General features: G+C 45.2%; 13 protein-coding genes. All 13 read left to right on the top strand.

Annotated features, from left to right (window positions below):
* The first annotated feature begins 25 nt into the window (after window positions 1-25).
* The 13 genes from CTT31_RS05300 to CTT31_RS05360 all read left to right on the top strand — a co-directional run bounded on the left by CTT31_RS05300 (window position 26) and on the right by CTT31_RS05360 (window position 19,735).
* Window positions 26-973: a homoserine O-succinyltransferase gene (locus CTT31_RS05300; RefSeq protein ID WP_211859484.1), complete on the top strand. Its 948-nt coding sequence runs from the start codon at window positions 26-28 to the stop codon at window positions 971-973.
* Window positions 963-2,042 (top strand): homocysteine S-methyltransferase family protein, encoded by a 1,080-nt coding sequence (locus tag CTT31_RS05305; RefSeq protein ID WP_211859485.1) that lies wholly within the window; start codon window positions 963-965, stop codon window positions 2,040-2,042. Before CTT31_RS05300 ends, CTT31_RS05305 begins: the two co-directional genes overlap by 11 nt.
* A gap of 9 nt (window positions 2,043-2,051) precedes the next feature.
* Window positions 2,052-4,679, top strand: a complete 2,628-nt coding sequence (gene metH, locus CTT31_RS05310; protein WP_260492145.1) for a methionine synthase — start codon at window positions 2,052-2,054, stop codon at window positions 4,677-4,679.
* Window positions 4,680-5,154: 475 nt separating this feature from the next.
* The gene (locus CTT31_RS05315; protein ID WP_130164554.1) at window positions 5,155-6,039 is read left to right on the top strand and encodes a type 2 periplasmic-binding domain-containing protein; all 885 of its coding nucleotides are present in this window, start codon (window positions 5,155-5,157) and stop codon (window positions 6,037-6,039) included.
* Window positions 6,039-7,907 carry a GGDEF domain-containing protein gene (locus CTT31_RS05320; protein ID WP_211859487.1) on the top strand — a complete coding sequence of 623 codons (1,869 nt, stop codon included), beginning with the start codon at window positions 6,039-6,041 and terminating at the stop codon, window positions 7,905-7,907. Before CTT31_RS05315 ends, CTT31_RS05320 begins: the two co-directional genes overlap by 1 nt.
* A gap of 76 nt (window positions 7,908-7,983) precedes the next feature.
* The gene (hrpB, locus tag CTT31_RS05325; RefSeq protein ID WP_260492146.1) at window positions 7,984-10,494 is read left to right on the top strand and encodes an ATP-dependent helicase HrpB; all 2,511 of its coding nucleotides are present in this window, start codon (window positions 7,984-7,986) and stop codon (window positions 10,492-10,494) included.
* 76 nt (window positions 10,495-10,570) lie between these two features.
* Complete coding sequence (locus CTT31_RS05330) at window positions 10,571-11,368, top strand: MBL fold metallo-hydrolase (protein WP_260492147.1); 798 nt, start codon at window positions 10,571-10,573, stop codon at window positions 11,366-11,368.
* 27 nt (window positions 11,369-11,395) lie between these two features.
* Window positions 11,396-12,505, top strand: a complete 1,110-nt coding sequence (locus CTT31_RS05335) for a hypothetical protein (protein WP_260492148.1) — start codon at window positions 11,396-11,398, stop codon at window positions 12,503-12,505.
* A gap of 174 nt (window positions 12,506-12,679) precedes the next feature.
* On the top strand, window positions 12,680-13,936 hold the full coding sequence (locus CTT31_RS05340; RefSeq protein WP_260492149.1) for an efflux RND transporter periplasmic adaptor subunit: 1,257 nt from the start codon (window positions 12,680-12,682) through the stop codon (window positions 13,934-13,936).
* A gap of 11 nt (window positions 13,937-13,947) precedes the next feature.
* Window positions 13,948-14,670, top strand: coding sequence for an ABC transporter ATP-binding protein (locus tag CTT31_RS05345; protein ID WP_045988311.1), 723 nt, complete (start codon window positions 13,948-13,950; stop codon window positions 14,668-14,670).
* On the top strand, window positions 14,670-17,096 hold the full coding sequence (locus CTT31_RS05350; protein WP_260492150.1) for an ABC transporter permease: 2,427 nt from the start codon (window positions 14,670-14,672) through the stop codon (window positions 17,094-17,096). The genes CTT31_RS05345 and CTT31_RS05350 overlap by 1 nt, the downstream gene beginning before the upstream one ends.
* 40 nt (window positions 17,097-17,136) lie before the next feature.
* Window positions 17,137-18,471, top strand: a complete 1,335-nt coding sequence (locus tag CTT31_RS05355) for a sigma-54-dependent transcriptional regulator (protein ID WP_211859493.1) — start codon at window positions 17,137-17,139, stop codon at window positions 18,469-18,471.
* Entirely contained in the window at window positions 18,464-19,735 is a 1,272-nt protein-coding gene (locus CTT31_RS05360; protein WP_260492151.1) for a sensor histidine kinase, read from the top strand. Before CTT31_RS05355 ends, CTT31_RS05360 begins: the two co-directional genes overlap by 8 nt.
* Window positions 19,736-19,778 lie beyond the last annotated feature (43 nt).

The raw sequence follows: 19,778 nt of genomic DNA on the forward strand, positions 1-19,778 counted from the left end.
CCATTCGATTAGTCTGGAGCAGCGCATGCCAATCACCGTCACCGACGAACTCCCAGCCATTGCCCAATTGCGTCATGAAAATGTGTTCGTGATGCCACAAAGTCGTGCATCAACGCAAGAGATCCGCCCAATGCGGCTCGCGATATTAAACTTGATGCCGAATAAGGTGGAGACTGAGGTGCAATTTATCCGATTACTGGCAAATACCCCTTTGCAGGTGAATGTTGATTTGTTGCGACTGGACACCCACCGTAGCTCTGAAAACTCAGAGCAACATCTAGATATGTTTTACCGCTATTTTTCGGATGTGAAAGATCAAAACTATGATGCTTTGATAGTCACCGGTGCGCCGCTGGCGCATCTTGAATATGTCGATGTGGTGTATTGGCGGGAATTACAGGCGTTTTTTGATTGGGCTGAGCACCATGTTACTTCAACCCTGTTTTCTTGTTGGGCCGCACATGCCGGTTTGTATCACCATTATGGGTTAAAGCGAGCACTCAAAAATGACAAACTGTGTGGCGTATTTAAGCACCACTGTTATTTTGACCACGGGGCGCTCACTCGCGGTTTTGATGATGAGTTTTTGGTGCCACACTCACGCTATGGCCACATCGACATCGATAAAATTAACGGGTGTAAAGACCTAGTGGTGTTAGCGGGTTCTGAAAAAGTAGGCGCTTACTTAATTAAAAATCACTCAGGTAGCCAAGTATATATTACCGGTCACCCTGAATACGACGCCGATACGCTACAAAAAGAATATCTTCGCGATTGTGAAAAAATGGCCAACGCACCGCAACCTGAGAACTATTTCCCTGAGAATGACACCAGCAAACGTCCATCTAAGACATGGCAAAGCCATGCATTCTTGTTATTCTCAAATTGGTTAAACTACTATGTTTACCAAACCACACCTTATGATATTAACTTAGTTAGCCAAGATGTAAGGACTAACAATTATGCCGAGTAATGTAGCCGTAAACGGTGAGCAAATAGCAGAGCAGCTTAAGCAAGCGATGCAGCAACGTATTCTGATCTTAGATGGTGCAATGGGAACCATGATCCAAAAGCACAAATTAGAAGAAGAAGACTATCGTGGTGAGCGCTTTAAAGATTGGCATGTCCTTATCAAAGGCAACAACGATCTGTTAAGTTTGACGCAGCCTGAGATAATCAAACAGATCCATCGCGATTATCTAGCTGCTGGCGCGGATATCATTGAAACCAATACTTTTAATGCTACCACCATCTCGATGGAAGATTATGATATGGCAAGCCTAAGCCGTGAGATTAATCTTGAATCGGCGAAGCTTGCACGTGCGGTATGTGATGAATTTACCGCCAAAGATCCTAGCAAACCTCGCTATGTGGCTGGTGTGCTTGGTCCAACGTCAAAAACCTGTTCAATTTCTCCAGATGTAAACGACCCTGGTTTTCGCAATATTACTTTTGACAAATTGGTTGCAGCCTATGTTGAATCAACGCTTGCTCTTATCGAGGGTGGTGCTCATCTTATTTTAATTGAAACTATTTTTGATACGCTCAACGCCAAAGCCGCTTCTTACGGCGTAGAAGAAGCCTTCGAGCAAGCGGGCGTCACTCTGCCTGTTATGATCTCGGGCACGATCACCGACGCTTCCGGTCGCACGCTATCAGGGCAAACCACCGAGGCGTTTTATAACTCCATTCGCCATATTAAGCCAATCTCTATCGGCCTCAACTGCGCGCTAGGCCCAGACTTATTAAGACAATATGTAGAAGAGCTGTCACGGGTTTGTGAGACCTTTACCTCTGTGCATCCAAACGCAGGGCTTCCTAACGAGTTTGGTGAATACGACCTAGAAGCCGACGACATGGCAAAAGAGATTATTGATTGGGGTAACGAAGGGTTTATCAATATTGTTGGCGGTTGCTGTGGCACCACGCCTGAACATATTCGCGCCTTCGCGAGAGGCCTTGAGCAAACCCAGCCGCGTAGCTTGCCTAACATCGAAGTGCGGATGCGTTTGGCAGGTCTTGAAGCCTGTAACTTAAATTAGGAATTCACCATGACACAAACAGCAGTATTTACCAATGTCGGTGAACGTACCAATGTAACGGGATCGGCAAAATTTAAGCGCTTAATTTTAGAAGAAGATTACGAAATCGCGCTGGATGTTGCCAGAGAGCAGGTTGAAAGCGGCGCGCAAGTGATCGATATCAACATGGATGAAGCCATGTTGGACTCAAAAGCTGCGATGGTGAAGTTTCTTAATCTGATAGCGTCAGAGCCGGATATTTCTAAAGTCCCCATCATGGTCGACTCTTCTAAATGGGAAGTCATTGAAGCGGGCCTAAAATGTATTCAAGGTAAAGCCATTGTAAACTCAATCTCCTTAAAAGAGGGTGAGGCACCATTTATCCACCAAGCCAAAATCATCAAGCGCTTTGGTGCTGCTGTGGTGGTGATGGCATTTGATGAAGTTGGTCAAGCGGAAACCGCAGAACGAAAGTTTGAGATCTGTCAGCGCTCTTACAAAATCTTAGTTGACGAGCTTGGGTTTCCGCCAGAAGACATTATTTTTGATCCGAATATTTTCGCGGTCGCTACGGGTATCGAAGAGCACGATAACTACGCCGTAGAATTTATCGAGGGCACGCGCAGAATTAAACAAAACCTGCCGCACTGTAAAGTGTCAGGGGGCGTATCGAACGTCTCTTTCTCTTTTCGTGGTAACAACCCGGTGCGTGAAGCGATCCACTCTGTGTTTCTTTACCATGCGATTAAAGCGGGCATGGATATGGGGATCGTCAATGCGGGTCAGTTAGCCGTGTATGACGATATTCCAAAAGAGCTCCGTGATGCCGTTGAGGATGTGATCCTCAATACCGACGCCGGTGCTGGCGAGCGATTGGTTGAAATCGCGCCTAAATACTCGGGCATGGCGCAAGCCGAAAAACAGGAAGATTTAGAGTGGCGTTCTTGGCCAGTTGAAAAACGCTTGGAGCACGCCTTAGTTAAAGGGATCACCGAGTTTATCGACGAGGATACCGAGGCCTGTCGCCAACAGTTTGATAAGCCAATTCAAGTGATTGAAGGGCCTCTGATGGATGGCATGAACGTGGTTGGCGACTTGTTTGGTGCGGGCAAAATGTTCCTGCCTCAAGTGGTAAAATCTGCTCGAGTGATGAAGCGCGCGGTTGCCTATCTTGACCCTTACATTGAGGCCGAAAAAGAAGAAGGCTCTAGTAACGGTAAAGTGATCATGGCCACGGTTAAGGGCGATGTACACGACATTGGCAAAAACATTGTGGGCGTGGTACTGCAATGTAATAACTACGAAGTTGTGGACTTGGGTGTGATGGTGCCGGCAGAGAAAATTCTGCAAACGGCCATTGATGAAAATGCTGATGTCATTGGCTTGTCTGGCCTTATTACGCCTTCCCTTGATGAAATGGTGCATGTCGCTAAAGAAATGACACGCCGAGGCTTTGATATTCCATTGCTTATTGGTGGTGCTACCACATCGAAAGCCCATACCGCAGTTAAAATTGAACCTCAGTATGATAAAGGTGTGATTTACGTCAATAACGCCAGTCGTGCGGTTGGTGTGGTATCTAGCCTGTTAAGTAAAACACAAAAGCCTGAATTTTTGGCAAAAACCGCGGATGAATACGTCAAAGTACGAGAGCAGCAAGCGCGTAAAAAGCCACGCTCAAAACCGGTTACCTTGGCGCGAGCTCGCGATAATGCGGTAAAACTTGATTGGCAAAGCTACACGCCACCGGTCCCAAGTAAGTTGGGGATCACTGAATTTAAAGACGTGAGCATTAAAACGCTACGCGATTATATCGACTGGACGCCATTTTTTATGACCTGGTCATTGGCCGGTAAATATCCACGTATTCTACAAGACGAAGTGGTTGGTGAAGAGGCGCAAAAACTGTTTCATGATGCCAATGCCATGTTAGATCAGTTAGAACAAGAGGGTACTTTGCAGCCACTGGGTGTAATTGGGTTGTTCCCTGCTAACCGCGTGGGTGATGATATTGAAATTTATACCGATGAGTCGCGCAGCGAAGTCTTGGTTACGTCATGTCAGTTACGTCAGCAAACCGAAAAAACCGACTTCCCTAACTATTGTTTGTCGGATTATATTGCACCTAAAGGCACACCTGATTATTTCGGTGCATTTGCCGTTACTGGTGGTCTTGAAGAAGATGACTTAGCAGATGCATTTGATACTAAGCAAGATGACTACAACAAGATCATGATTAAAGCGGTCGCAGATCGCTTAGCTGAGGCATTTGCTGAATACTTGCATGAACAAGTGCGTAAAGTGCACTGGGGATTTGCAGCGGATGAGGCGCTAAGTAACGAAGAGCTTATCCGTGAAAACTATCAAGGGATCCGTCCAGCGCCAGGGTATCCTGCGTGCCCTGAACACACCGAAAAACAAAAAATTTGGCAGCTGTTAGATGTCGAAAACCGTATTGGTATGAAGCTGACTAGCTCATACGCCATGTGGCCGGGAGCGGCAGTGTCGGGTTGGTATTTCTCACATCCAGATTCTAAGTACTTTGCCGTTGCGAGTATTCAAAGAGACCAAGTAGAAGATTATGCAGCGCGTCAAGCGATGTCGCTAGAAGAAGCGGAGCGTTGGCTTGGTCCTAACTTAGGATATGAACCCGCATAATAGCCGAATTGAAGCCTAGCTTAACTTAATTCAAGACTAGGGCCTGTTGACCTTTGCTGTTTGATTTTTGTTCTTCTGAGTATGTTTTGGTCGCGACGCTCGACTTGCCGCCTAGTAATCTAGGCAAAGGTTGAGCAACAATGAACAAAGCGCACTCAGGTGAACCCAAAGGGCAGCGCTTGATTGGCATTTCTACTTTGTTATCGCCTGACTCACATAGAGCAACTATGCTACGCAGGCTCTGCCTTGTATAAATACCAATCAAACTGCTGCAAAAACAAACTTGAAAGATAAACAGGCCCTAAGGTAACCTAGGTTTTTTGTTGCCTTCACTTTTTGAGTTTTAACGCTTATTTGCGGGTTGATAAATTTCAAATCCAAATTCATTAGAATATGTTGTTTAGTGGTTAACAGAGCGAGCTAAATTCAAGTATACTGAATTGAATAACTGTTAATAATAAGGCTTTACTCAACAATGAAGATGAAGTGGCTGTTTTCACTCCTTTTTATTTCCAATCTCTGTTGGGGGAGCAATCAGCTGGTTGTTGATATTATCAGTAGCGAAAATTTCAGTCAGCGTTATGAGCACTTTCTTGCTGGTCGTGACGTCTTAGACGTTGAGTCTTTCTTTCCTACCACCAAAGGTTCTCATATTGAAATCATCGAAATGGTACTATTACAGCAGGCTCTATTTCTTGGTGGTGAAACACGTAAAGTCGTATTTAATCCAAAACCATCGGTTAATATTCTAGAGTTTTCTGATCTGATCGCTGGGGAAAGCTTAATCCTTGCTCGCAGTGTTTGGCATGAAAATATCGTGGACTATCGCGGCTCATTATTTATCTCAGATCCGCTTGTTGAAGTAGGAGATTACGAAGCAGGGCTTTACGTCACCAAGCGTAACGTCGCACTGCAGCAAACGCCGCTTTCACAGCTTCGGCAGCTGAATGTTGTTTCTAACCCGCAATGGGAAGTGGATTGGCGTGCCTTGATGAATACAGACTTACACATGGTGAGTTTTATTGGCCCGTGGGAAACCATGTTGGCAATGGTAGAAAGCGATGTCGTTGACACTATGTTGATTAATTTTAGCGTGAGTGATTCTTTAACTCTAAATTTTGAAGGTAAAGAATATGTCCCAATCGAAAATATTAAGGTTGTCTTGCCAGACTCTCGGCATTTTGTCGTCAGTAAAAACCATCCTGAAGGCGTGCAAATATTTGCGGCACTCAATCGTGGGTTAAAAATACTTAAACGACGAGGCGTGCTAAAACGGGCGTTGACAGAATCTGGCTTTATCAACAAAAAAGTGGCGAATTGGCAGGTGGCTAACGCTGAAATGCTGGTGGGAGGAGACTAATGCAGCCAGCTGTGGTATCGCTTTGCATATTGGTAAGTGCGCTAATTACATTTTGTGGTTTTGCTTACGAATCATCGGAACAAATACAGCGCAATTTAAATGCGCTACAAATGTCGGCTGAACAAGATTATGACTTGTCTTTATTACCGGACATCAGAGCGCTGCGAGAACAAGCGCGTGCACAAGGTAATAAGCCGCTGCAAATCAAAGCATTACTGTTAGAAGGTAGTATAGTTCAACACTTTGGTGAGTTTGAGGATGGTTTGGACTTGCACCAACAAGCATTGCAGTTGGCTGAAGCCGATAACAATACATTTTTAAAGGCAAACACCTATCTCGCCATCGCTCACCTTGATATTGACTTAGAGAGCTATGAGTTAGCACAGCGTTATTTAGATAAAGCCTCATTGCTGGCTGAGCAAATTGATGATAATGCCCAGATAAAAGCCGATATTAGTTTATGGCAGTCGCGCTTGAATATGGATAAGGGCGCTTATCGTTTAGCGCTCAAGTCTTCTTTCGTACCAGAGATTTCAGGTATTCGACAGGAGACACTAGCGCAGTTAAAGCTGACGCGTTCGTGGGCTCATTTACAGCTCGGTGAATATTTACCAGCTAAACAAATTCTAGATGAGTTAGACAATGCAGGTTATTTGGTTCAAAACCAAAGAATGCGGATTATGGCAGCGGTGCAGCGTGCCAGAGTCGCTTTACAAAGTGGTGATTTTGCAGTTTCAATTGATTTAGCTCAGGCAGGGCTGAGAGATACACTCGGCACACGTTTTTTACTTTTTCAATCTCAGTTGCAATGGATACTGGCTTCAGCCTATGCCCAGCTTGGAGACTATCAGCAAGCGCATCGTTATTTAAAACGCTATGCCGTTACTGAGCAGTCACTGAATTTGCAAAAGCGTAATAACAAACTTCTTAAGCTAGAAGCGCAATATTCTCTTGCGCAACAAAAGCAGGCGCTTAATGAGCTTGAGCGAGACAATGCCCAGCAGGCAAAGCAGATTATGGCGCATCAGCAACAGATAGAAAACGCAAGATTAAGTCAGCAGCGTTGGTTGTTGATAGCCTTGCTTGCATTTACTTTGTTGCTGGTTTTTTATTGGCGCTGGCAGAATCGTCGATACACTAAGCTGTTAGAGAGTCAGGTTGCGCAGCGGACCGAGGAACTGGCTGAGCGAAACAAACGTTTGCAAACTCTCAGTTTCACCGATAGCTTAACTGGGCTGAGCAATCGGCATCACTTTTTTAGCGTCATTGATGGCACCATTGAAGTATACAAACAAAGATGGAAAGCACCTGAATTGCAACAAAATACCGATCTGATTTTTGTGATTATTGATATCGATCACTTTAAAAATATCAATGATAGTTTTGGTCATGCAGCAGGAGATATCGTGCTGCAAGATTTTGCTGAAATCCTTAAGCAATGCACACGTGAGTCAGATATTATAGTGCGCTGGGGTGGAGAAGAGTTTCTGCTGGTGATGCCGGATATGGACAGAGCGGCTGCGCACGAAGTGACAGAGCGGATCCGTCGCCAAGTGGAGAGCTATCCATTTGTGGTGAACGATCAATCTATCAACTGTACTTGCTCAATTGGTTTTGCTCCATTCCCGTTTGATCCAACGCAACCAGATAAGCTTAGCTGGGAGCACGTGTTGGAGTTAGCCGACGGTGGTTTATATCTAGCGAAGGAATCTCATCGTAATGCTTGGGTTGGTGTCCACACTGGAGACGAGGAAGTGCAAAGTCCGGCAGAGCACGTGGTGCAAAACCTACGCTCATATTTACAAGCGGGCAAATTAAAAACGTGGTCAAATCTATCCGATCTTATTTATGCTTGTAATACCCGATAAGCGAATTCGGCTGTTTGGAGACATCCAGTTTAGGTGTATCATATTGAGCAAGATAGAATAATAAAGCGTTATAGTTTTGCTGCCGATTGAAGCCTTCATCCCCGAGATCATTTCCACCTTAACCAATGATAACCGTTTGGTATTACAGGCCGAACCCGGCGCAGGTAAATCGACCTTAGTGCCGCTGCGTTTACTGCAAGCTGATATTTTTTCGGGTAAAAAAATAATTATGCTTGAGCCACGTCGTGTGGCAGCAAAATCTATTGCGACCTATTTAGCCAAACAACTGGGAGAATCGGTCGGCGAGCGAGTCGGCTATCAAATTCGAAACGAGCAACGTGTTTCATCCAACACCCGCTTGGAAATCGTCACCGAAGGCGTATTGACTCGCCGTCTTCAAGCGGATCCTGAACTCAGTGATGTTGCGCTTATTATCTTCGATGAATTTCATGAGCGTTCGATTCATGCGGATTTAGCTTTAATGCTCGCGTTTGAAGTGCAACAAGCATATCGTGACGACCTCAAATTACTAGTGATGTCTGCAACGATAGACACTGAGCTATTATCGAATTATCTGGATGGCGCACCAAGGTTATCTTGCCCTGGTAAAACCTATCCTGTCGAAATTGAGTACGTCGGTAAAGCGAGTCGTTACTTGGCAGATCAGGTGTTAAGTGCGCTGCGCCATGCTTTCACTCTACAAAGCGATGGCGATGTATTGGTATTTCTCCCCGGGCAGGCTGATATTCAGCGCTGTATTGAAGCGTGCCAAGTGCTTGACCAAAGTAATGTTGAGCTTCTGCCTTTGTACGGCGGATTACCCTTATCTGAACAAGAAAAGGTGCTCAGTAAAAGCGCCAGCGCATCAAGACGTGTTATTTTTGCGACCAATATTGCTGAAACCAGTTTGACTATAGCCGGGATCACTATGGTTATAGATTCTGGCCTTGAAAAACGCTTAACCTATGACGTTAAAAGCTGTCTCTCGCGGCTCGATACGGTGATGATCTCAAAGGCATCAGCAACACAACGTGCAGGGCGTGCGGGTCGTTTACAAGCGGGCCATTGTTTACGTCTTTGGCGCGAAAGTGAGCATAATAATTTAAGTGACTTTCAGCCAGAAGAAATAACCACCACTGACCTTTCTGACTTAGCGTTAGAGCTAAGCGCGTGGGGAGTGACACAATACAAGGACGCGAATTGGCTAACACCGCCACCGATGCAACATTTTTTGGTGGCCTGTCAATTGAATCAGTCGCTTGGCTTGGTCGATGCGCATAATAAAGTGTTAACTGCTGGGCAACGTGCACTACAACTAGGCGTTTCGCCTCGTCTTGCCAGCATGTTGCTACGATGTGAGACGCTAATTTCGCAACAACTTGCTTGTTTTTTGGCGGCAATATTGAGCGAGCGCGATATTGTAGTACAAGCCAACACAAGCGATATATGTGAGCGAGTATTGGCGTTGATTGAGTTTGTGCAAGACCGTACCCGTGCCGCCAAAGCATATCGCTTGCACAGAGCTGCCGCAGAGCAGGCCGTAAAATTGGCCAAATCATTTGCACACAAACTGGGAATTAGTCTCAAGAGTGAAGCATTCACCCTTGTAGATATTCAAACCTTAGTGCCTACTTTATTGCTCCATGCCTTTCCCGACAGAGCTGCGCAAAAACGTCCTCAAGGGGATAACCGCTACTTGCTTGCGAATGGCCGGGGAGTAACATTACGTGACGGCGATCCGCTGCAAGGTCAGGCCTATTTGATTGTTTGTGATGTGGATGGCAAAAATAAGGATGGCTTGGTATTTCTGAGCTGCGCAATCGAAAAGGGCACATTACTTGAGCAACTGGCGCCATATTTGAGTGAGGTGGTGCAGTATCAACTGGATAGTAAAAAAGAGGCGATTCAGGGCCGGCAACAAGTTAAATATCATGCTCTGGTATTAAAAGAGCAAAACCTGAGTCAGATCCCCAAAGAAGCGTTTGCCCAATGTGTGAAGGATATTCTCACATCGGAAGGGCTTGGTTTGCTCAATTGGTCGGTAAAAAGTCACGCTTGGCTCGCTCGAGCTAAATGGTTAAGTGAGCACTTGAATACCTTCCCACAGATCTCTGAGGCAAGTTTGATAGCGCAGCTTGATACTTGGTTATTGCCCTATTTGACGGGCGTAAATACTATCAAACAACTGAAGCAACTGGATATTTTTAACCTGCTTCAAGCGACACTCACTTGGGAGCAGCAACAGCAACTCGAAGCGCAAGCACCTGAGTTTTATGTTACGCCAAGCGATAAGCGAGTCGCGATCCGCTACGATGAGCACCAAGGGCCAACCGTTTCTGTGGTGTTACAAGAAATGTTTGGTCAATTGACGTCGCCAACGCTCGCCAACGGTCAAGTCGCAGTGCGATTTGAGCTGTTATCTCCAGCGAAAAGGCCAATCCAAACCACCAGCGATTTAAGCAACTTTTGGCAAACTTCTTATTTTGAGGTGGCCAAAGAAATGCGTGGTCGATATCCAAAACACAGATGGCCAGATAAACCGCTCGAGGAAAAGCCTGGCCGCTCCATAAAACCGAGAGGAAAGTAGGCTGGTGGAGCAATAGGCTTGTAAAGAAGTCATAATGGCTATAACGTGAACAGTCTAATGTAGAAAGGAGTGTGAAATGCGGTCTATTACGGGGTTCATCTTATTGGGCTTAATTGTTGCTCAGCCAACTTATAGCGGTGAGTTTGAAGTGCTTTATCAATCTGACACAGCAAAAGTCGTTAGAGATAAAAGTTATGGCACAAACATTGGGATCTTTGCAACGAACAGGGGAGTGGTGATCATTGACCCCACAGCTGAAGATGCGGATTTGCCAAAGCTCAATGATTTGATAAAGAATAGCTTTCAGACCGAGAAAAAATACCTGCTAAATACGCATAGTCATTCAGATCACACCGGTGGTAATGCTTTTTTCCAACAACAAGGTTTTACACTTGTTGAGAGCCCACAAGGGTTAAAGGAGCTTGGGGTGATAAAGCATACTCAAGCAGTCTCACATACCGCCAATGACAACATCCTCTATCACCCCACGAGCAATATTTTGTTCACCGGGGACATTTACACCACAAACTGGCATCCAACATTTTATGCTGGGGGCTTAACGGGTTTTAATAAAGCAGTCTATTTGATTTTGTCGATTGGCGATCAAAATACGCTGATTGTGCCAGGTCATGGCAAACCCACATCGAAACGTGAACTCGAACAACATAGAATTCAAACTTTCGCTTTGGTTGAGCGAGTGAAGATTTTGAATCAGGCGGGTAAGTCGGTTGAGCAAATAAAGAACGATGAAAAGATTAAGCGCTTATTATCACAGTTTAATCTTGAAGGGCGACAACCTTTTCTTCCAGAGCGGGCGCTTACCCGCTTCATTGAGCGCACTATTACCGTGCTAGAGCAAGCAAACAAAGCTTAATAAAACTGCTAAAAGGCTGAGGCTGATATGCAAGCAAAAAGTGGAAAAATAGCATTATATTTTCTGTTGGCCATCCTTGTGGTGATAAGTTGGCTGCCAGAGTTTAATACCGCCATGATGACCTTTATTGATGATGCGCTACTGCAGTCTTCGCTTGTCTATGCTTCAGCACGTACGGTCAATGGCGCTATTTCTTTGCTGCAATCTGCCGAGGTTGGGATTGGTGTTGCAAGCATTCAGCCTGCACAGCTACTCGACCCTATCAATGATTTAGCTGAATACATTTCTGATGTGATGCAACTAGCCATTGGCTCTTTGTTTATCCAACGTATTCTCTACACTATTTCCACCCATATGTTATTCAGTGTTGCTTTTACCGTCACCGTAATTGGATATTTCGTGTGCTGCTATCTAGGACTTTGGCAAACGGTAAGGACTAAAATATTAGCCACGATGCTACTGATCCGTTTTGTGGTTCCGTTTGTAATTCTATCGACGGGTCTCACTAGCCAACTGTTACTGGACCAAGAAATAAATAAACAAAGTGAAGTGGTGTCGAGCAGTGTTGACTTCTTTCAATCTCAAGCAACAAAGACCAGCACGCAAAGTGCAAAAATAAAGGCTCAAATCGCCAGTCAAAAGCAAAGCCATAGTGAGCAAATAGCGCTATTGACGAAACAACAGATCCGTCTTCATGGTGAAGCGACCGAGATTAATGCTGAAATTACCGCTTTGGAAGGTGATATTGAAGCGGCTCAAGCGAACCGAAGTTTATCCGAGTGGCTAACATTCACCAAAAGTGAAGAGGCTAAGCCACTGATTGAAAAGCAACAGCGATTGGCCAGCGATAAAACAAAACTCGACACTCAAATAGCGCTTATCAATAGAGAAAAAGATCAACATCAACACGCAATCGAAAAGCTCAATGAGCAGCTTCACGGTAGCAATGAGGGAACGCTAAGCCGAGCAATTAAAGCGGTTTCTAGTGGTATTAGCGATATGCTCGACGCTGCTGAGTCACTCTTTATCGACTTCTTAAACGTGGTATCGCTTTTGGTACTGAAGTTAGTATTGATGCCGCTGTTATTTTTCTATTTGGCGAGTAAAACCTTTAAAGCAATTTGGCGAATTAAATAGGCTATCTGAACCTGTTGTTCTTTGCTGAGCGGCAGGTTTCCCACAACTGATATTACACAGTCCCAAGTTAGGGAAAGTTCATACAGGCGAATTATTTTAACTTTATAAAAATCAATAGGTTAAATTTGGCCTAAATATCGTATTACCGTATAAAAATAATAACATGGTAATTCGATGGATATTCACACTAGCCTTGCCAAAACGGCTAAAAAGCCATTTCGTCGGTGGTGGCTGTTAACGACCCTTATTTTGCTTGCTGCAATGGGCGTATGGATTGTGCCTCACGACCAGCAAATAGATGCAAAAAAGCTTAAATTTGCCACCGTTCAATCCGGACCGATACAGTTTAGTGTTAAAGGTTATGGCCGATTACGCTCAAAGATCAGTAGAGAGATCACGACCTCATTTGCAGCGCAAGTTGAAACCGTACTGCATCTTCCTGGCAGCAGGGTAGAGCCAGACACCGTTATTTTACAGTTAACCAATCCTGAGTTAACTCAGCAACTCCACCGAGAAAGACTAGTACTCGCTAGGCAAAAAGCCAATGTTGAAGCGTTAAGGCTAAGCCAAGAAAGTGAGCGACTTGTATTGAAAGGGCAAAATACTCTACTCAGCAGTGAGCTTGAAAATGCCAAATTGCGAGAGCAGGCTGAGCGCCAACTAGTCACCCAAGGCATAGTTTCAAGCTTAGATCATCAGCGTTCAATCTTAACTGTCGCTCAGTTAAGTGAGCGAGTAAAGCTCGCTCAGCAGCAGCTTAGCCAAACCAGTGCATTACATAAGCAAAGAATTGAGATTGAGCTAGAGCTATTAAAAGAATATGAGCTGAGCTATCAGGTCGCGCTTCAGGCGGTGGAGCAATTACAAGTCACTGCGGGGATCAGCGGCATGTTGCAGCAAGTACATGTCAGTCAAGGTCAAGCAATTACACGCGGGCAGGCGCTAGCCGTGGTGGGTAGTGAGCGAACTTTGGTAGCCGACTTACTGGTGCCAGAGCGAGAAGCAAGCGAGATTATCTTAGGTCAACGAGCAGTAGTAGACACCTTTGTTGGTCAGGTTGAGGCTAAGGTCAGCCGCATTGTGCCCATCGTACAAGACGGGCGTATTGCGATAGAACTGACATTACTTGGAGAGCTGCCAAGCAATGCTCGCCCACTTTTGACTGTTGAAGGGCAAATTTTTACAGCAAAAAAGACAGCCGCACTTTCACTGATCAAGCCACCGCGTGTAACTCCACAATCTCATAGTCAATTATTCGTTTTAGATAAACAAAACAACATGCTTATCAAAAAAAGTTTTAAGTTTGGTAAACTAGCCGGCAATGCCATAGAAGTACTTGAAGGCGGTTTATCCGGTGAGCAAGTGGTGGTGTCAGAAATGTCTGACTACCAGCACCTAGAAAAAATAACAATTAAATCACTCAATCGGTAAAGGAAGAACAAATGGACAAGACAATTTTGGCATTACATCAAGTGAGCAAAGTGTTCTTTGGCGAGGATGTTGAAACTCACGCCATTAGCAACATTAACCTTGAAATTGAAAGGGGCGATTACGTTGCGATAACTGGTCCTTCAGGATCGGGAAAATCCACTCTATTGAGCATTCTTGGACTATTAGATGACATCACTTCAGGCAGCTATCGCATCCAAGATATAGAAACCAGTACGCTAGATGCAGACACGCAAGCAGAGCTGCGTAATTTGCATATCGGTTTTGTCTTTCAGTCATTTAATCTACTCGATGGGTTAACAGTATTTGATAATGTGGCTTTACCGCTTCAATATCGTGAGCCTGCGCTTGCGACTGACGAAATTGAGCGCCGTGTGATGGGCGCACTTAAGCAAGTTGAAATGTCTCACCGAGCAAAACATAAACCAAACCAACTATCTGGTGGGCAACAACAGCGAGTGGCTATTGCGCGTGCGCTTGCAGGCGAGCCAAGTATCTTATTAGTTGATGAACCAACTGGAAACCTCGATTCTAAAAATGGTGATGCGGTAATGGCCTTGCTGGGGGAGTTGAATAGGCAAGGCACAACCATTTGCATGGTGACGCACGATATTCGCTATGCAGGTTATGCCAAGCGGCAAATTCAGCTTTTAGATGGTGTACAGGTTTCATCAAGCGTTGCAAAACGCGATATTTGTACTGCGGAGGTGGTGTAATGGGGTTTTTGCAACTTCGGCGTCAACTAGGGCTGGCAATCAAAAGTTTGCTTCAAGTACCGAATTTTTGTATCACGTTAGTACTGACGTTGGCACTCGCGTTAAGCTGCTTTTTTGTCGCATTGAGTCTGTTTAGTGGCTTTTTTATTAAGCCGCTTGAGATTGAAAATGAATCACGATTTGTGGTGGTAGAACAAAAAAACGTATATCAAGATAGGGTGTCTGAAGGGCTGCAAAGCTTTCAAAATATGCTGAACTGGTATCAGACCCCCTCCATGTATGAAAAACGAGCTCTGATCAGTAGCTTTTCTGATGTGGTTGAAAATCTAGCTGGCAAGCCAAAGCTTACGCTGACTTTTGCAAGTTCGGATTATTTTAGTATGGTGAAAATGCCGCTAGCACTGGGGCGATACCTAACGCCGACGAAAAGCATTAGCCAGAAAAATCCAGAGGTCATTATTTCCTATCAACTTTGGCAACAATACTTCAATGGTGATGACAATGTGCTTGGGGAGAGTCTGCGGATTGTTGGCAGACTGTACACCATCGTCGGTGTTGCTGCACGTACGCATGGTGATCCTTACTTTTTAAGTGAAGGAAATGGGGCGCTGTGGCTTAGTTTCTCTGAAGATGAGCGATTTTTTGGTGATCAGCGCGGCGAGTATCATCCGTGGAGTAGCAGACTAAACAACTTGAAGTTACTGGCGATATTACCAGTCAATAGTGGTCAGGATATCCTCGCAGAGCAGCTATATCAAAATGCTCAACTGCACCAAAGCGAATGGAAATCGGCTGACGAAGCGTTACTTGATATTGAACCTATAGTACGTTCGTACCGTGACGTAGAACTGGCGGGACATGACAAGCTTGCCATTATCGTGTTGTTGAGTGTGTCATGCTTGGTGCTCATCGCAATTTTTAATGTGAGTAATTTGTTTATCTCTCGAGCTCACACCATCCAACAGCAACTGGCCTTACAAGCTATGCTCGGTGCGAAGCGTAAGTTGTTGTTTCGTGGCATTTTGCTAGAAGCGCTGTTATTGGTGTCAGGCGCTGTGCTGGTGGGGTTATTTATCGCCGCGTGGGAGCTGAGGTTAGTTAAATTGCTCACCAGTGGCTATTTGCCGCTGATTGACACTTTAACCTTAGATACCACAGTGCTGCTCAGTGCTATCCTAACCGCACTGTTATTGGCTTTATTGTTTGCGTTTGTCACCTCACGCATGATTGATTTTAGCCAACTAAAACAAAGCATGCAGTCGTCAGGTAAGGGCAGCGTAAAAGCGGTACGCATAGCGACGACAAAAACACTGGTTGCGGTACAGCTGTTTTTTACCACAGTGCTGGTACTTGGGGCGACCTTAGTGCTATGTAAAAGCGCCGATACCTTGCTTAGACCGCTCGGAACAAAGTTGGACAATATGTATAGCGTGATGCTACATATTCCTGCAGATCCCACTCCATTTCCCGCGCGTTACGCCAATATTGAAGGATTCAAACTCGCGTTGGCTAACATTCCAGGCGTGTTAGGCGTCGCCCATGGAGAAAGTCCATTACAAAGCGATGTCCCTGTGGTTGCTATGCAAGATATGGCGGGTGAATGGACACCGAGCATGGTTAGAGGTAACGTTGGGTCGGATTATTTTGCATTAACTGGGCTTGAGCTCGTTGCCGGACGCACTTTTAGCGAAGCTGCAATTCGAGGCGAAAAGGAAGAGGCTATTGTTTCTTGGGCTGCGGCACAGGCGTTAAAGCCTGGCGGTGATGTGATTGGTGAAACGTATTTTATTTTTAACCCAGATGTACCTGCTGAAATCGTAGGTATTTCAAAAAACTTCAATCACCCTAAACGTCATCATAAACTTCAAGGTAAAACCGTTTGGCTACCCGCGCTGCCTTTGGGATATCCATTTATGATAGAAATGGAACCGGGAGCATCACTTACTCGCGCTCAGATCCAAAATGCCATCAGCACCGTGAATGGTCAGGCGGGAATATGGCGTTTTTCAAACTTAACAAAGACATATCAGAGCATTACCTATTTGGAGCGCCTGACTTTACTGCTAAGCTTTGCGCTTTGTGGTTTTTGTTTGTTGTTATCTGGGGTGGGCATTTACGGTGTGCTTAACTATAGCTTTCAACAAAGACGCTACGAGTTTGGGATGCGAATGGCACTTGGTGCCAAACGACACCGCTTATATCGGTTGTTATTGTCAGATACCATCGCACCTATGCTAGTGGCGATGTTGGCTGCCATTATGGTTGTTGCGGGATTTTATATAAGTGTTTCGTCAGATTGGCTGTTGGCAAAATCCAGCTGGTTGTTTGTAGTGATTGTTACCATGTTGGCTTTTGCGTTAGCCACGGCGATTTACCCAATGAGACAGTTAATAAATTCGACACCAATGCGAGCATTAAAACATTAAAGTTTGGGCGTAAGCCCAAACAGAATATAAGTAGGAAGTGATGACGCCAGTTTTAATCATCGACGACAACCCTGACGTGCGAATGTCAGCCACCATAGTGCTACAAAGTCATGGTTTTATGAGTCTTGAAGCCGCACACCCTGATGAAGCTAAAGCTATTTTATCGGAGCAGCCCGTTGCGCTTATTTTGCTTGATATGAACTTCAATAGAGATACAACCTCAGGAAAAGAAGGGCTGCAATTTCTTAGTTGGTTGAGACAAGCGCAAATAAGTGTGCCTGTGGTTGTTATTACCGCGTGGGCCAAGGTTGAACTTGCGGTCCAAGCAATGCAGTTGGGCGCATGTGACCTCATTGAAAAACCTTGGCAAAACCAGCGACTGCTGAACACCGTTAGACGCTACACCAAAAGTGCTGAAGCACTATCGTCATCACATGAACCACACGCAGACAATAACGCAACCACTCAGTTATTTCAACAAGCTCAGCGCGTTGCAAAAACCAATGCCAACGTGCTTATTCTGGGAGAAAATGGCTGCGGAAAAAGTCAGTTGGCTAAATATATTCATGAGAAGAGCGGTCGCTCTGAGCACGCTTTTGTGAGCGTGAATATGGCCGCTATTCCAACGGAATTATTTGAAAGTGAGTTATTTGGCCATTGCAAAGGCGCATTCACCGATGCAAAAGCAAGCCGTACTGGACGGTTTGAAATGGCTGAAAATGGCACTTTGTTTTTAGATGAAATCGGCAGCTTGCCACTGCCACTTCAGGGCAAGCTATTACGCGTGCTCGAAACGGGTGAATATGAAGTTGTGGGAGATTCTGAAACGCGCCGCAGTAATGCGCGGATCGTGTCTGCCACTAATACGGATTTGTCAGAAGCGATTAACGCTGGGCAGTTTCGTCAGGACTTACTTTATCGCTTAAATACGGTGGTGCTAAAGGTGCCACCACTCAGAGCGAGATTAGCAGAGCTCCCAAGCTTAGCAGCCCATTTTTTAGCAAAGCACACTAGGCGCCATGGTAATGATACCGGGCGGGAGCGCACGCTAACTGCAGAGGCGCTGGACAAACTATTGAGTTACAGCTGGCCTGGTAATATTCGTGAGCTATCTCATGTCATTGAACGAGCAGTGATCTTAGGACTTCAGCCTGAGATAACTGCGGATGATATTGAGCTTGAGGAAGGTGTACCAGAGCAAGAGATCCCACTTTTGAGCCTTGAAGAAGCCGAAAAACGCATGATTGCAAGAGCGATCCGCCATTTTGATGGCAATGTAGTGGCCGCTGGAGAGTTTTTGGGCTTGAGTAAATCTGCAATTTATCGACGCCTAGAAAAGCATGATATTAGCCCAAAGGCAGAGCTTGATGGCTAAGCTGACATCACTTGAGCACAAGTTACTGGTGGGCTTTGCGATACCTATAATTACACTTGCTATGCTCGCGCTTGGGATGATCTACTATTTTAAGCTTACGCTGTTAAGTGCAATCACTTTGTTGCTCGGTGTGATGCTCCCCTCTGTATTCGCACTGAGTTACGGCTATCGGGCAGTAATGCAGGTGCTTGAAAATTTGGCTGTCCAATTGGACGGTGTGACCAATGAAGAGTTTGGTGTATGGCAGTTAGCGCAATACCGCGAGGGTCGGGTTGAATTGCTCAAGGCCGAGCTCAAAGAAGCTGCCAAGCGATTACAGCAAAAGCGTCAAGAATATGGTCAGAATGAAGCTTTTGTATTTAATTTTATTAGCGAACTCACCCTGCCAATAGTGGTAATTGATGCGCATCATCATGTGTATTTTGCCAATCATGCCATGAATACCGTGTATCCAGAGCAGGTGGTACACGGTGCACATGTGAAAGCACTGGGGCTTCAGTATGTGGATGAACAATGGCAGCATACGCAGCACATCTCTCGATTTAGCATTGCGGCTCATAAACTATATCGGGGGCAGCGAGCCTATCAATTATTGGTGTTTTTCTCGGTGGAGCAAGCGCTGCGAGATAATGAAAAGCAGGTATGGCAAAAGCTACTATCGGTACTCAATCATGAGGTGCGAAACACCTTAACTCCGGTCTACTCAATGGCGCAATCTCTACAACAAGATGGCAATATCATTTCACCTGAGATGCAGCAAACTATGCTCGGGGTAATAGAAAACCGTGCCGCACATTTACAGCAATTTGTTGCAAACTACGCACAAGTAGCGCAGCTTCCACCCGTTGATATGCAAAGCATTGAGGTAGAGTTGCTGGTATCGCGCTGGCAAGCTTTATTTCCTGGTGTTGAGATAAAGGCGCTTAATAAAGGCTTGGTTTATTGTGATGAAGCTCAGCTAACGCAGGCTATGATCAACCTTGTCAATAATGCTGAGCAAGCAAATCAATCTGCGGGGAATGATGGTATTACGCTAACCCTAGATAAACCAAAAAATTGGCGCTTTACCCTAGAAGATAACGGCGCTGGTATCGCCAATCCAGATAACCTTTTTGTACCATTTTATTCCACTAAACCAAATGGCTCGGGTATCGGCTTGGTGTTGAGCAGAGAGCTTATTCGTAATCAGCAAGGGGAGTTGCATTTAGCGAATTTACCGGACAATAAAGGGGCTCAAGCTGTGGTTACTTTGCTTTCGCGTTAATAATAAGTGGTGATAACTTGGTCGTTATCACCACTTGGCAGGT

The organism is Pseudoalteromonas maricaloris (genome assembly GCF_024746855.1).
In the GTDB taxonomy this organism is placed as follows: domain Bacteria; phylum Pseudomonadota; class Gammaproteobacteria; order Enterobacterales; family Alteromonadaceae; genus Pseudoalteromonas; species Pseudoalteromonas maricaloris.